The sequence below is a fragment of the Rhabdothermincola sp. genome, assembly GCF_036846205.1.
Taxonomy (GTDB): Bacteria; Actinomycetota; Acidimicrobiia; order Acidimicrobiales; family Acidimicrobilacustridaceae; genus Rhabdothermincola.
Genome location: NZ_DAIUCK010000013.1, coordinates 1 through 13,599, shown reverse-complemented (window position 1 = coordinate 13,599; position 13,599 = coordinate 1). Strand labels below are relative to the sequence as shown.

The following is a 13,599-nucleotide window of genomic DNA, read 5'->3' as shown; positions in this document are numbered from 1 at the left end:
GTCAGTGCTCCCGGTGCACGACGAAGGCTGCGGCCTCGGTGAGGGATCGGGCCGCATGGGGCGGGAGCGAATCGATCGCGAGGGCTCGGACCGCCGCATCCGCGAGCCGCTCGATGCGCGCTTCGATCGCCTCCACGGCGCCGGTGCGGATCATGGCCGCCTGGATGGCCGCCACGTCAGCGTCGTCGAGGCCCGGCGCACCGGCCATCTCGACCACCTGCCGGTCACGGGTGCCAGCTCGCTCGAGCGCCAGGGCGAGCAGCGGCGTGGGCTTGCCGTCGCGCAGGTCCGCGCCCACCGGTTTGCCGACGGTGTCGGGCTCCCCGAACGCGCCCAGCAGGTCGTCACGCAGCTGGAACGCCAGCCCGAGCGCCCGGCCGTAGTTGCTGAGGGCTTCGTGGACCGGCAACGGTGCTTCGGCCAGCGTGGCCCCGATCCGCAACGGCCACTCGATGGTGTAGCGGGCGGACTTCAGCAGGGCGATGCGCTCCGCTTGGGCGACGCCGGGGCGGCCGTGGGCGGTGCGCAGGACATCGAGGTACTGGCCCATCATCAGCTCTGCCTGCATCTCGCGCCACAGTGGTTGCACGACCGAGGGGAGCTTGCTGGCGTGGTGCTCGGCCCAGGCGTGCGCGAGGTCCCCGATCAGGATGGCGATGCTCTCCCCGAACCGGCGGCTCTCGCCCCGGGCGCGCAGGAGCTGGTGCTGGGCCTCGAAATGCACGTGCGTGGTGGTTCTGCCGCGGCGGGTGAGTGCGCCGTCCATCACGTCGTCGTGGACCAGGGCGAAGGCGTGGAGGAGTTCGAGCGCGGCGCCCGCATCGTCGAGCTGCTCACGCCCGGGGGAGGCGTCGGGATCACCTCCACCGGCCTCGAACCCGAGCCCGCAGAAGGCGGGGCGCAAGCGCTTGCCACCAGCCAGCACGGCGTCCGACAGGGCGTCGAGGGGTGCGGCGAGGTCGGCATCGAGCGCGGTCCAGCGCGCGTACTCCTCGGCGAGGAAGCGGCCGAGATGCTGGTCGATCCTGGTTCCGATCCGCCGGATGGCCGCCGGAGCGGCGACCGGCCCGGCGCCTCCGGATGTGAGAGGGGGAGGCTGGGTAGAGGTGAGGGTCACAGGCGGTCCTTCGCAGTGTCGGCCGGTGCCGGGAGGTGCGGACCGGTTGGCGCTCCACTTATTTAGTACTAAAATCTTACCGGTTGTTGCCCGTTTCCGCACCCGGAAGCGGAGCAGATCGAGCCCCGACCAGACCGCCGACCGACCATGGACCGCTTCCAGTACCTCGCCCTGATGGGGCTCTGTCTCGCGCTGACCCTCCCTCTCGAGTTCGTGTTCCGAGCCCGGGTGTACCGCCGCCCCCGGCGGCTGCTGCGGACGCTGGTGCCCGTGGTGGGTGTGTTCTACGTCTGGGATGCGGTGGCGATCGCCCGCGGGCACTGGTGGTTCGACCGGCGGTACGTGACCGGGATCGAGCTGCCACTCGGGGTGCCGTTGGAGGAGCTGGTCTTCTTCGTGGCCATCCCGCTGTGCGCGCTGTTGACCTTCGAAGCCGTGCGCAACCTGTTGGCGGGGACGGTGCAGGGTGGCCGGCGGGGCGAGCAGCGGCGCGAGCCCGCCGGCGTGCGCTCGGATCTCGTCGGAGGGCGGGGCAGTGGCTGAGTACACCGTGCTCGCCGTCACCGCGGTGGTCGCGGTCGTGAGCCTCGAGCTCGCCGTGCTGCGCACGGGGTTGTTCCGCCGGCCCGCCTACTGGGTGACCATCGGCATCTGCGGGGCGTTCATGGTGCCGGTCAACGGGTGGCTGACCAAGCTGTCGGCGCCGATCGTGTGGTACGCACCGGCGCTGCGAACGGGCTGGCGTTTCCCGCTGGACATTCCCGTCGAGGACTTCGCCTTCGGCTTCGCCCTGCTCACCCTGGTGCTCCTGTCGTGGTATCGAGCCGGCATCGGCGGGTCGACCGAGGATCAGCCGTGAGCGCGGGGTCGTTCGTAGCCATCGCGTTGATGGCGTTTGCCGTCATGGAGTCCGTCACCTACGCAGTGCACCGCTGGGTGATGCACGGGCCGGGGATGGCGTGGCACGCCAGCCATCACCGACCTCGCCGCGGGCGGTTCGAGCGCAACGACCTGTTCCCCGTGTGCTTCGGGATGCTCACGGTCGCCGTCCTGTTCACGGGGACGGCCGTGCCCGCGTTGGCGGTGCTCCTCCCGGTGGGCACCGGCATCACGGCCTACGGCGTGGCGTACCTCGTCGTGCACGACCTCTACGCCCACCGGCGGTTCGTGCGGCTCCCCCGAGGGCTCCCGGTGCTCGAGCGGCTGGCCGCGGCTCACCGGGTCCACCACCGCAGCTCCGGGGAGCCGTACGGGTTCCTCGTGCCGGTCGGGTTCGCCGGACGTGGGGTCCGCAGGTCGCGGGGACCAGCGGTGGAGGGCAGCGACCGGGAGGGCCCCGCGGACCAGGACGACTAGGACTTCCTGCCGAGCGACCAGGAGCCTGCGAGGCGGGCCATGGCCTCGCGGAACGGACGTGAGGCCGTCGTGGGGGTCACCGCCAGGTTCGCATCGGCGGGCACCACGGTGGCCAGCGGCAGGCCGATGGCGTGGGCGATGTCGTGCGGGTCGGGCACGGTGCCGCGCGGCCCCTCCGCGAAGCGGTTCAGCACCAGTTGCATGTTCGGCGGCTGGCAGAACAGCTCGGCGATCACCTTGGCGCTCTTGACACTGCTGAGCGAGGTCCGGCTCACGAGCAGGAGATGGTCGGCGGTCGACACCAGCCCCGCTTCCGCCACCAGCGCGATCGGCACGTCGGCGACGATCACGTCCACCCGGTGGGCCAGCCCGTCGACCAGGGCCAGCAGGGCGGGCCCCCCGAGCGGGGTGAGCGGGTCCAGCGGTCGGGGCGGCAACACGACGTCGAGGCCGGTCGAGGCGTCGCGATGGGTGATCCGCTCCACGTCGGGTATCGCCGCGGTGAGCCCCGCGGCGTCCGGCGGGTGCAGACCGAGCCGCAGCGCGAGATCACCCAGTCCCGGGTCTCCTTCCAGCAGCGCCACCCGCGGGCGAGGACCGGGACCGGCGCCGGTGCCACCGGCGGGACCGGACACCAGATGGAGCGCGACCCCGAGCGCGACGGTGGTGGCCCCTTCACCGGCCTTCGCTCCGGTGACGACCACCAGCGGGGGTCGCGGCCCCGGCTCGATGTCAGCCGACCCCGTCGTGGCGAGAGCCCGGGTCTGGTCGAACAGCTCGGTTGCTCGCCGGGCGATGGCGTCCGCCGGCAGATCGCTCGGCTCGACCTCGTGGATGCCCGCCCGCAGGGCGGACAACGCCACCTGGTCGAGGTCGTCGAGGACGGCCAGGAACCGGACTGCAGGGAACGACGCCCGGAACGCCACGAGATGTTCGAGCGCGTCGTCGAGCGCGTGAGGACCGAGCACCACGACGGCCGGCGCGGACGGGGTGAGGACGTCGGCAGCCTCGAGCAGCGTCGCCGCGCTGTGGGTGTTCAGCCCCCGGAGCTCGTTCGCCTGCTCGACCCGCCACAGCAGATCGGGCTCCACCACGACCACCTCGACGTCCTGGATCCCGTCGGCGTCGGAGTCACGACCGGTCATGCCCCATCTTCGGCTCTCGTGGCACCGCCCACCAACCCGGCTCCGATCCGGCTAGACAGAGGGTGATGGCAGTGAGCTACCGAGCTCAGGTGGCGACGGCGTTCGAGGTGCTCGCCGACGGGCTGGCCCCTTTCGTCGACGATCGCATGAGCACCGCCTACCCGGACGAGGACTGGGTCCTGATGGCGGCGACGAAGCTGGGCAAGCGGCGCGACGTGCTGGTCTCGCTGTCGGACCCGCACTTCCAGCTGGAGGTCATCAACCGATGGTGGGGTCCGGCGTTCGCCGCGGTACTCGGCGAGGACATGCGCCAGACCATCACCGACCTCCGCACCGCGCGCAATCACTGGGCTCACCCCGACGAGGACCACCCCTTCGATCTCGACTACGCCCTCCGGGTGCACCAGTGGGTGGAGGACGTGCTCCGGGCGTGCGCTTCTCCCGAGGCCGACCACGTGGTGGCGCTGGCCGACCAGCTCCGCTGGGACGGGGTGCGGGACCAGGCTCGCGAGAAGGGCATGTCGGAGGCCGACGCGCTGATGGAGCAGCTCACCGAGCTGCAGAAGGCCTATGACGAGCTCAACGCCCACCTGGCCGAAGCCCGGGCGGCCGCCCGCTCCGCGACCGGGCGCCAGCGGGCCGTCGCTCGCCAGCTGGCCGAGCTGCAGAGCCAGTACGCCGCCGTGTCAGGCTTGCGCGATGAGTACCTCGCGCTTCGCCGCCAGCTCGATGAGGAGCGCACCAAGCGCGAGGCCCTGCTGCAGGACACCACCGCGGTCCGGGAGCAGCTGGCCCGGGCCGAAGCGGTGCTCGACGGCCTCCAGGAGGAATCCACCTCATTGCGCCAGCAGCTCGCGACCACTCGGGCCTCGCTCAGCGACGTCGATCCGGCGGAGACCGAGGCCGGTCGTCGCTGGATCTGGCTCATCACCGCGCTGGTGGTGGTGATGGGTGTGGTCATCGTCCTCGCCTCCGAGCTGCCTCGGTAGCGGCCGGCCCGGCGAGCGTTCGGCCGGGCAACGAGAACTCGTTCTAATCTGCGCCGATGGAGTTCGGGCTGTTCTGTGGTGGGTTCACGCCGCGCGGGCTGTGGGGTCTGGACGACCCTGCCCAGGCTGAGCATGAGCGTCTGCTCAGTGAGGTCGAGTTGGCGGTGCTCGCCGATCGCACCAACTGGAAGTACTGGTGGACCACCGAGCACCACTTCCTGGATGAGTACTCCCACATCTCCGCGAACGAGGTGTTGCTGCCTTGGGTGGGTGCTCGCACGGAGCGCATCCACCTCGGCTCGGGGATCTTCAACATCACCCCGCCGGTGAACCATCCGGCGCGGGTGGCCGAGCGGGTGGCGATGCTCGACCACCTGACCGAGGGCCGTTTCGAGTTCGGAACCGGTCGCGGGTCGTCCACCACCGAGCAGCAGGGCTTCGGCATCCCCGAGCCGGACCTCACCAAGGACATGTTCGACGAGGTGATCGGCGAGTTTCGGCGCATGTGGTCGCAGCGCGACTACTCGTTCGAGGGCAGGTTCTTCTCCATGCCGACCCGCAACGTGCTGCCCAAGCCGTGGATCAAACCGCACCCGCCGATGTGGGTGGCGGCGGGCAATCCCGGGACCTTCGAGAAGGCTGCTCGCATGGGGCTCGGCGTGCTGTGCTTCACCCGCGGCAGCCCCCGCGAGCTGGCGCCGCTGGTCGAGATCTACAAGACCGCCATCGCCGACGCGGAACCGGTGGGGGAGTACGTGAACGACAACGTGGCGGTGGTGAGCCAGTTCCTCTGCCTCGAGGACCGTGAGCAGGCGCGGGACTGGATGGTCCGCGCGGGCTCCAACTACCACAGCAGCCTGCTGTACCGGTACCTCGATACCTTCCCCCGCCCGCCGGGCGTCCCCGCGTGGCCCGCCGTGTTGCCGCCGACCACCCGGGCCGTGGTCGACGAGCGCATCGAGCAGGACGCCGGTGTGGTCGGCAACCCCGAGGACTGCCTGGCCGCCCTGCGGCAGTTCGAGGCCATCGGATGCGACCAGGTGCTCATGGGCCCCAGCTCCACCACCTGGCCGCATGACCTGTGCGCGGAGTCGGTGGAGCTGTTCGGCAAGCAGGTGATCCCCGAGCTCGACCGCGACCCGGAGCACCGCACCAGCCGTTTTCGCCGGGAAGCCGCGGCCGCGGCGAGTTAGCGACGCAGGCCGGTCTCAGGTGGGGGTGGGGGAGAGGTCCTCGCCCCGGACCAGGCGGCCCACCAGGTCGATCTTCTGCTCGTACTCCTCGGCGGTCAGGATGCCCGCTCGATGAAGGTCGCCGAGCTTGCGGAGCAGGTCGGCCTCATCGATGTGGCGCGGTCTCGGAGGAGTGGTGGGGCTCGCCGGCGCGGGCCCGGGCCGGCCGGCTCGGGCCTTGCGGTCGACCGGGCCGACCGGTCGGGTCTTCTTCATGATGAGGGCGCGGGCCTCGTCGGCCTGCTCGGCCCGTAGTCCCTTGGCCACGATGGCCGGACCGTCCACGCTCTCGACGCTGAGCACCGCACCGGTGAGCTTCTTGTGGACCACCACGTCGGTGATCTCCTCACCGCGGATCACCTGTCGCACCCGGTCGTTGCGGTCGCGCAGCTCGACCCGATCGTCGAAGATGGCGAGCCGGTCTCCGAGCCGGTCGAGGTCGGTGGCGAGCGGGGAGGGCTTCACCTCGAGCAGTGGACCACCACCCGGCGGGGGCCCATCGGGTCTGGGTGACCGCGGGGCGCTCGAGGTCGTGGCTCGATCGGCGGCGCCAGGCTTCGGGCCCTGGGGCCGGTTCGCTGCGTTCGGTCTCACCGGTTCGGCTGTCGGGGTGGCTGCCGGCTCGGCGGAGGTGACCGCGTCTGCGGTCTCGATCGACAAGCTCGATGCCTTCGCTGCCGCTCGGGCTGCTTCCAGCTCCGCCTGCAAGGTGGCGAGGGCGCGGGAGGCCGCGGCCGCCCGTCTCGGCGCGAGCACCGCGGCGTCCTCACGTGACGCCGCGTTCCGCCGCTCGAACTGGGTGAGCGGGTCGAGCCGGCGGCGAGGGGTAGGTGGTGCCGGCGCCGCAGCGGTAGCGGGGGGCGCCGATCGTGGTGGCGTAGCCCGGGTGGTGCGCTCTGCCGCCCCCGACCGGTCACGGGCTTTGCCGGCGGCCCGGGACGCCGATGGGCCGGGCTTCGTCTCACCGGCCCGAGCAGCGCTGCCCTTGGCCTTCGCAGCCTTGGATCTCGACGGGTCAGCCTTTCCTCCGCTCGCCTCGGCTCGGTCACCCGCGGCCTTGGTGCGTGCCGCCACGGCCGCGGCGCCGCTCACCCCAGCGGAGGCCGACCGCAACTCCGGTGGGTACCACTTCCCGTCCGATGCCAGCCACCAACCCGGACCGGGCGGGTCGTCGCGCTCTCTGGGGGGGTACCACTTGCCGTCGGAGGCCTGCCACCAGCCGGGACCTTGCGAAACGTCGCTCACCTGCCCACCACTTCCCGCCGTCCATGCGCTCCGCCAAGGCGCGGCGAGGTTGCCCCGACCCGCATCCCTCGCCTCAGGATCCCTCGGTGGATCGACACCTTCTCCCTCTGCTCCTCGCTGCGGCACCGTAGGCCCCACCGGGCCCACCTGCCACACCTCCGCACTAGTTCTTCGGCCCGTGGGACCCTCGGGTTGAGTGATCGTGGACCGGTCGTCCCTGCGTGATCCGCCACCCGCGGTCCGGATGACGCATGATTCCCGGACACCAGCGAGGATGGAGGTCCCCCGCGGCATGAGCGACACCGACGGCATCACCCCGGAGTCCCCCGAGTCCGAGGCCCTGAGCGAGCCCGAGCTGCCCACCGAAGACGTGGAGGGTGCCCGGCTGCTGGCCAACGAGGCCCGGGCCCGGCTCCGAGCGGAGGGCTTCGACGACGACGAGATCGATGCGTGGACCCGCGTATACTTCGAGCGGGGGCACGAAGGCTCGGTCGAGGGGCTGGTGGCATTCATCCGCTCTGAGCAGGAGGCCGGGCGGGACCACGCCTGAGCAGTGAGCTGCGGCTCAGGTCAACCGGCCGACCAGCCCGCTGATCGCGGTCACCACCTCCAATCCGGCCTGGTCGGCCAGCCACTGGCGGTTGCGGCGGTGCAGCTCGACCTGCTCGTCGAAACGGTTGAGGTGGACGATCAGGCGGGCCTGGTGGGAGCTGCGCTCGAGGGCCTCCACCGTGAGCCGCACCGCGTTGATCGTGCCGAGGCCGGCGTCAGCCACCACGACGACCACGTCGGGCCGCAGAGCCTCGACCAAGGTGATCGAATCCCCGTCCGCCGCGAGCGGTGAACGCACCCCTCCCGCGGTTTCGACCATCGCCACCCGCGGGCGAGGCCACGGCCAGTGGATCTCGGCCACCAGGTCCGCGATCGTGAAGGCCGGCCGCCCGAGCACCTCGGCGGCCATCGGCGGCGCCATCGGCACCTCGTACCACCGATGCGGCGGGCATACCGATGTCGGGTCCTCACCGGATGCCGCCCCCAGCAGGTGAGCGTCGGTCTCGGCGTCGGCCGGGTCGAACGACTGAGCCGGCTTGCGGGCTGCCACGGGGGCGCCCGCGGCGCGCAGGCCCTGCAGCACCTGCGCCGCCACCCAGGTCTTGCCGATCTCGGTGCCGGTGCCGGCCACGACCACCAGCCGCTCGGGTCGCGTACCGGAGGGCCCCGGGTCGTGCCCGTGCTGGGATGGTGGGACGGCGGTCATGGCGTGGACACCGCGAGATCGAGCTCGTCGAGCGCGGCACGCAGCCGGAGGACCTGCTCACCGGTGTGGGCCGCGCTCAGGGCGACGCGCAACCGGCAGGTCCCCGGGGGCACCGTGGGCGGCCGGATGGCGGGCACCAGCAGGCCCCGCTCGGCGAGGGCAGCACTGGCCGCCACGGCGTCCGGCTCATCGCCGATCACGACCGGCAGGATAGGAGTGGGGTGGCCCGGTGCGAGCACCTCGATGTGCTCACGCAGCGTGCGGCGCCGCGCCTCGCCCTCCCCTGAGCGCAGGATCTCGAGCGCGGCCAGGGCCGCGGCGGTGTCGGCCGGGGTGAGGGCGGTGGTGAACACGAAGGGCCGTGCCCGATTGACCAGCAGCTCGACGATCCGCCGACTCGCGGCCACGAAGCCGCCGAGCGAGCCGAGCGTCTTGGACAGCGTGCCCACCCGCACCACCTCGACGCCACTGAGGTCCGCCCCGACGTCGAAGACCGCGTGGGCGTCGTCCACCACCAGCAGCGCGTCGCGCTCCCGGCACACGCCGGCGATGGCGTCGAGCGGTGCCACGTCACCGTCCATTGAGAAGACGGTGTCGGTGACCACCAGCGCCCGGCGACCATCCAAGCTCGCGAGCTGCGCCCGCAGATGCTCGGGATCGGCATGGCGGTACACGCGCACCTCGGCGCCGCGTCGGCCGGCGAGCCGGCAGCCGTCGATGATCGAGGCGTGGTTGAGCGCGTCGGAGCACACGACCGTCCCGGGGCCGGCCAGCGTCGCCAGGGTGCCGGTGTTGGCGGAGTAGCCGGTGGGGAACACCAGCGCGGACTGCGTGCCCCGCCACCCCGCGAGCTGCGCTTCCAGCTCGTCGTGGATCGGGCGCGAGCCGACGATCAGCCGGGAGGCGCCCGCGCCGGTGCCCCACCGTTGGATGGCGTCGATGGCGGCCGCCTTGACTGACGGGTGCTGCGAGAGACCGAGGTAGTCGTTGGACGCGAACGACACGACCCGCGAACCGGTGTTGGTGATGGCGGTCTCGGGTGCGCCGCCGTCGAGCGCTCGTAGCGTCCGCCACTGCCCAGCCTCCTCGATCAGCCGGCACTCGCGGTCCACCCAGTCAGCCCAGCCGGTCACGGGCCGGCCCCCCGGTGCGATCGTCGCCTGGCGATGGCGATGCCCAGCGCGACGGCGAGCGCGATCGACAGCACGGCAGCCACAGCGGCGAGCAGGAGGGCGCGGTGGTCGGTCCCGGTGAAGTCGATCGGTTCCGGTTCGGGAACCCCGAGCCGGGAGGCCAGGAAGGGCATCATCTCGTTCCACGCCGACGGCGTGTAGGCGGAGGCGTGCGCGGAGCCGGGAACGATCTGCAGCTGAGTGTCGACACCGAGTCGCTCGAGCGCGTCGTGGAGCGACTGGGCCTGGGACATCGGCATCAACTCGTCCGTCGCGTTGGCGATGAACGTCGGCGGCGTCGCCCTCGTCACCTGCTCGACGGGAGACGCGGAGCGGTAGCGCTCCGGGCACTGCTGGGGGGTGCAGCCGAGGAGGTCCGCCACCAGCGGCATCGACCACACCTCCTCGCACGCGGTGTCGCCCGCACAGCCTGGTGGGCTCCCGGAACTATCGGGTGCCAGCGCCACGAGATCCGTGGGGGCGGACCAGACGGCCAGCGCCCGCACGCCGCTGGTGCCGTCGGCGGCGGCGAGCGCGGCGAGATGCCCACCCGCGGACATGCCCAGCAAGGCGATGTGGTCCCGATCGACGCCATAGTCGGAGGCATGCGCGACGACCCACTCCACCGCGGCTCGGACCGCGTCGGCCTCGGCCGGCCAGGCGCCACCGCTCGTGCCCAGCTGGGCCGTGGTGGGGTAGTCGACGTTGAACACCGCCCAGCCCTGCGAGGAGGCCAGCCGTGCTCGGGGGTCTTCGTCGACGCGGGTGCCACCGGCCCACGCGCCCCCGTGGACCAGGATCAGCGCGGGGCGCCCTCCGGCGGGCTCGGTTGGACGCCACACGTCGAGCTGGCGCGCCGGGTCGTCCGGGGAGCCGTAGGGGATGTCGCGCTCGACGACGACCCGGCCTCGATCGGTGCGCACCAGCGTCGTCGGGCTCTGGGCCACGGCGGTGGCGGTGGAGGCCGTGATGCCCGCCAGGGCGGCGATGATGGCTGCCCACCGACGCACGCCGCTCATCCCTCGCAGGTCACGTCGATGGCCTCCGCCAGCACGTCGACGATGCGATGGAGCTCGCCGGGGGTGGTGGTGAGGATGGGCATCAGCACCACCACGTCGCCGAGCGGCCGCAGCAGCACCCCCCGATCGACGGCCGCCGCGCAGGTGCGCCGGCCCCAGCGCAACCCGTCCTCGGGTGGGGCCAGCTCGACCCCGACCATCAGGCCCCGCTGGCGCACCTCCCGCACCGCGGGGAGCACGGCGATGCGCTCTCGTAGCAGCTCCGCCAGGAGCGCGGCCCGCTCACGCACGCCCGCGATCACGTCCCACTCGTCGAGCAGCTCGAGGTGCCGGCGGGCCACCGCGCACGCCAGCGCGTTCCCGCTGTAGGAGTGGCCGTGGTAGAAGGTGCGCTCCCCGAGATCGGGACCGAGGAACGCCTCGTAGACCCGCGGCGAAGCGGCGGTGGCCGACAGTGGCAGGTAGCCGCCGGTGATCCCCTTGCCCATACACGCCAGATCGGCGCGGACCCCGCACTGCTCGGAGGCGAAGAGGCTGCCGGTGCGCCCGAAGCCGGTGGCCACCTCGTCGACGATCAGCAGCACGTCGGCCCGGTGGCAGGCCTGCGCGACCCGGCGGACGGATTCGGGATCGGTGACCAGGATGCCGGCCGCACCCTGCACGAGCGGCTCCAGCACCACCGCGGCGAGCTCGGGCGCGTGCTCTTCGATCAGCGAGACCGCAGTGTCGGCCCACGACGGGTCGTCGTAGCCCGGCGAGCGTCGGACCGGGAAGCGCAGCGGGTCGAACACGTCGGTGCCGAACCCGCCGGCACCGAGCGAGATCGAGCCCACGGTGTCGCCGTGGTAGGCCTGACCGAGGGCCAGATAGGTGGTGCGGCCCCGCACCCCCTGGTTCGCCCAGAACTGGAAGGCGATCTTGAGGGCCTGTTCCACCGCGGCGGCCCCGTCGGAAGCGAACAGGAAGTGCGGGTCCTCGACGGGCACCCGCGGTGCCAGTGCTTCGGCCAGCTCGATGGCGGCCCGGTTGCCGTTGCCGAGCAGCGTGGAATGCGCCACCCGCTCGAGTTGCTCGCGCAGGGCGCGGTCGAGCTCGGGGACCCGGTGCCCGAGGGTGTTGACCCACAGCGAGGAGATGGCGTCGAGGTAGCGGCGGCCCTCCACGTCGATCAGCTCCCGCCCCTCGGCTCGCTCGACGATGACCGGGGCGTTCTCCGCGAAGCACGACATCTGGGTGAAGCCGTGCCAGACGACCGCCTCGTCGCGCCCCACCCAGCTCATGCCACCGCTCCCTCGCGGCGGGCTCGCCACGCTTCGATCGCCTCACCCATCGGCGTGGCGGGTGGACCGGCGACGAAGGGCCAGATCTCCTCGGCCAGCCGCCGCCAGTTGCCGGTGGCACGCATCTCGCCGAACAGCGCGTACAGGCCGAGGTTGATGCGCTGGATGATGACCATGCTCGGTGGCACGTTCGCGGCCTTCATGATCTCGCCGTAGGGGCCGCTCTTGTCGAAGAACCGCCGCACGGTCTCCGACGCGTACTCGGGGGTGATGGTGCACACCCCGTCGTGCATCACGAACTCGTAGAAGTGGCCGAAGTAGTCGACGATCTGCTCGTCGGTGAAGGCGGTGCCGGCCTTCAGCAGGCCGATGCGTTCACACACCCGACGGAACTCGGCCGGGTCGTGGTCGATGACCATGGCCACGATCATGTCCTCGAACTGCTGGATCTCCTCGGCGCTGAAGTGCTTGACCAACCCGAAGTCGAGGAAGGTGACCCGGCCACCGGGGCGGAAGAGGTAGTTGCCCGGGTGGGGGTCGCCGTTGAACATGTGGAGCCGGTACAGGCTGCCGAACGCGAACCGGTAGATGGTCTCCGCGGCGAGGTCCCGCTCGCCCTGGTCCCAGGTGAGCATCTCGTCCCACCGCACCCCCTCGGCCAGCTCGGTGGTGAGCACCCGCCGGGTCGAGTACCGGTCGAGGACCTCCGGCACGTGGATGGTCGGGTGACCGTCGTAGTACCGGGCGAAGGCCCGCTGGTTGGCAGCCTCGAGCCGGTAGTCCAGCTCTTCGCGCAGGCGGCTCCGCAGCTCTTCCACCAGCGGGCCGTGTTCGAGGCCGGGGAAGAGTTGAGCCATCCCGGCGAACAGCAGCCCGACGTTGTCGAGGTCCGCGGCGAGCGCCTCCTCCACGCCCGGGTACTGCACCTTGACGGCCACCGCTCGGCCTTCCCGGGTGATCGCCCGGTGGACCTGGCCGATCGATGCGGAGGCGATCGGGTGTGGATCCCAATCGAGGAACAGCTCGGTGGGATCCGCGCCCAGCTCGCGTCGGATCGTGTCAGCGGCCAGTTCCGGGCTCATCGGTGGTGCGTTGTGCTGGAGCTCGGCCAGCGCGGCGCGGACGTGCTCGGGCAGGCCCTGGTCGAGGTAGCTGGCCATCTGGCCGAGTTTCATGAGGGCGCCCTTCATGTGCCCCAGGGCGTCCGCCACCTGCTCTGCGGTCCGCATCTCGAACTCGGTGTCGAGACGTTCGCGGGTCGCCGCGTCGGCGAACACCCGACGCGCCCGGTGCAGGGCGTAGTCCCGCCCGGCTCTGGCACCGACCCCGACCAGCCGGGCGTTGCGCGCTCCTCGACCGAGGTGGCGCACGGCATGCCGCGGCGGTGGTGCCGGCTCGCTCGGTGCGGTGGCTCTCGTCGATCGCCACCACCGCGCCACCGCGATGGTGGCGACCGCGGCCGCCGCCGTGGCAAGGAGGGTCGCCCGTTTCACGGCCCGACAGGCTAGGCCGGCGCGATCGGTGCCCCGGCAGGAGCGGAGGTTGAGGGATACTCGGGCGTGACCTGGTACGTGGCGCTGGCCGTGTTCGCCCTGGGCGTGAGCGCCGGCGTCCTGTCGGGCATGTTGGGAATCGGCGGTGCGGTGATCACCACCCCCGGCATCCGGGTTCTCGGCGCCACGCCGCTCGAAGCCGTCGGCTCCACGGTGCCGGCGATCCTGCCCAGCGCGCTGTCGGGCACCTGGCGCTATGCCCGGGCGGGGATGGTCGACTGGCGGTTCGGGGG

Annotated in this window: 15 protein-coding genes; 7 read left to right on the top strand and 8 right to left on the bottom strand. The window is 71.8% G+C overall.

All coding sequences use genetic code 11. The features are described from left to right. Position 1: 1 nt before the first annotated feature. Positions 2–1,117, bottom strand: coding sequence for a polyprenyl synthetase family protein (locus V7004_RS03345; protein ID WP_334142165.1), 1,116 nt, complete (start codon positions 1,115–1,117; stop codon positions 2–4). A 147-nt stretch (positions 1,118–1,264) separates the two neighbouring features. Here V7004_RS03345 and V7004_RS03340 point away from each other — a divergent pair, with 147 nt between their 5' ends. Genes V7004_RS03340 through V7004_RS03330 form a run of 3 tightly spaced genes read left to right on the top strand, consistent with a single transcriptional unit; the run spans position 1,265 to position 2,473 of the window. Further along, positions 1,265–1,660 carry a lycopene cyclase domain-containing protein gene (locus tag V7004_RS03340; RefSeq protein WP_334142163.1) on the top strand — a complete coding sequence of 132 codons (396 nt, stop codon included), beginning with the start codon at positions 1,265–1,267 and terminating at the stop codon, positions 1,658–1,660. Next, positions 1,653–1,976 carry a lycopene cyclase domain-containing protein gene (locus V7004_RS03335; RefSeq protein ID WP_334142161.1) on the top strand — a complete coding sequence of 108 codons (324 nt, stop codon included), beginning with the start codon at positions 1,653–1,655 and terminating at the stop codon, positions 1,974–1,976. The genes V7004_RS03340 and V7004_RS03335 overlap by 8 nt, the downstream gene beginning before the upstream one ends. Beyond that, positions 1,973–2,473, top strand: a complete 501-nt coding sequence (locus V7004_RS03330) for a sterol desaturase family protein (RefSeq protein WP_334142159.1) — start codon at positions 1,973–1,975, stop codon at positions 2,471–2,473. The genes V7004_RS03335 and V7004_RS03330 overlap by 4 nt, the downstream gene beginning before the upstream one ends. Here the strand turns inward: V7004_RS03330 and V7004_RS03325 are convergent. Continuing rightward, positions 2,470–3,618: an AAA family ATPase gene (locus V7004_RS03325; RefSeq protein WP_334142157.1), complete on the bottom strand. Its 1,149-nt coding sequence runs from the start codon at positions 3,616–3,618 to the stop codon at positions 2,470–2,472. The two genes, V7004_RS03330 and V7004_RS03325, sit on opposite strands and share 4 nt — an antisense overlap. Positions 3,619–3,683: 65 nt before the next feature. Here V7004_RS03325 and V7004_RS03320 point away from each other — a divergent pair, with 65 nt between their 5' ends. Then, entirely contained in the window at positions 3,684–4,607 is a 924-nt protein-coding gene (locus tag V7004_RS03320) for a Swt1 family HEPN domain-containing protein (RefSeq protein WP_334142155.1), read from the top strand. 56 nt (positions 4,608–4,663) lie between these two features. Continuing rightward, the gene (locus tag V7004_RS03315) at positions 4,664–5,800 is read left to right on the top strand and encodes an LLM class flavin-dependent oxidoreductase (RefSeq protein ID WP_334142153.1); all 1,137 of its coding nucleotides are present in this window, start codon (positions 4,664–4,666) and stop codon (positions 5,798–5,800) included. 15 nt (positions 5,801–5,815) lie between these two features. Here V7004_RS03315 and V7004_RS03310 read toward each other — a convergent pair whose 3' ends face one another. Then, positions 5,816–6,304 (bottom strand): SHOCT domain-containing protein, encoded by a 489-nt coding sequence (locus V7004_RS03310; RefSeq protein WP_334142152.1) that lies wholly within the window; start codon positions 6,302–6,304, stop codon positions 5,816–5,818. 1,072 nt (positions 6,305–7,376) lie between these two features. Between V7004_RS03310 and V7004_RS03305 the strand changes: the two genes are divergently transcribed. Next, positions 7,377–7,634, top strand: coding sequence for a hypothetical protein (locus V7004_RS03305; protein WP_334142151.1), 258 nt, complete (start codon positions 7,377–7,379; stop codon positions 7,632–7,634). A gap of 15 nt (positions 7,635–7,649) precedes the next feature. On the opposite strand, the gene bioD is transcribed toward V7004_RS03305, so the two are convergent. The 5 genes from bioD to V7004_RS03280 are packed head-to-tail and all read right to left on the bottom strand — an operon-like array spanning position 7,650 to position 13,306. After that, the gene (gene bioD / locus V7004_RS03300; RefSeq protein WP_334142148.1) at positions 7,650–8,342 is read right to left on the bottom strand and encodes an ATP-dependent dethiobiotin synthetase BioD; all 693 of its coding nucleotides are present in this window, start codon (positions 8,340–8,342) and stop codon (positions 7,650–7,652) included. After that, positions 8,339–9,475, bottom strand: a complete 1,137-nt coding sequence (locus V7004_RS03295; RefSeq protein ID WP_334142146.1) for an aminotransferase class I/II-fold pyridoxal phosphate-dependent enzyme — start codon at positions 9,473–9,475, stop codon at positions 8,339–8,341. Before V7004_RS03295 ends, bioD begins: the two co-directional genes overlap by 4 nt. Next, positions 9,472–10,533 (bottom strand): alpha/beta hydrolase, encoded by a 1,062-nt coding sequence (locus tag V7004_RS03290; RefSeq protein ID WP_334142145.1) that lies wholly within the window; start codon positions 10,531–10,533, stop codon positions 9,472–9,474. Before V7004_RS03290 ends, V7004_RS03295 begins: the two co-directional genes overlap by 4 nt. After that, complete coding sequence (gene bioA, locus V7004_RS03285) at positions 10,530–11,813, bottom strand: adenosylmethionine--8-amino-7-oxononanoate transaminase (RefSeq protein ID WP_334142143.1); 1,284 nt, start codon at positions 11,811–11,813, stop codon at positions 10,530–10,532. The genes V7004_RS03290 and bioA overlap by 4 nt, the downstream gene beginning before the upstream one ends. Next, the gene (locus V7004_RS03280; RefSeq protein WP_334142141.1) at positions 11,810–13,306 is read right to left on the bottom strand and encodes an ABC1 kinase family protein; all 1,497 of its coding nucleotides are present in this window, start codon (positions 13,304–13,306) and stop codon (positions 11,810–11,812) included. The genes bioA and V7004_RS03280 overlap by 4 nt, the downstream gene beginning before the upstream one ends. A gap of 66 nt (positions 13,307–13,372) precedes the next feature. On the opposite strand from V7004_RS03280, the gene V7004_RS03275 reads away from it, so the two are divergent. Next, positions 13,373–13,599: TSUP family transporter (locus tag V7004_RS03275; protein ID WP_334142139.1), on the top strand; the 227-nt coding region annotated here is incomplete at its 3' end.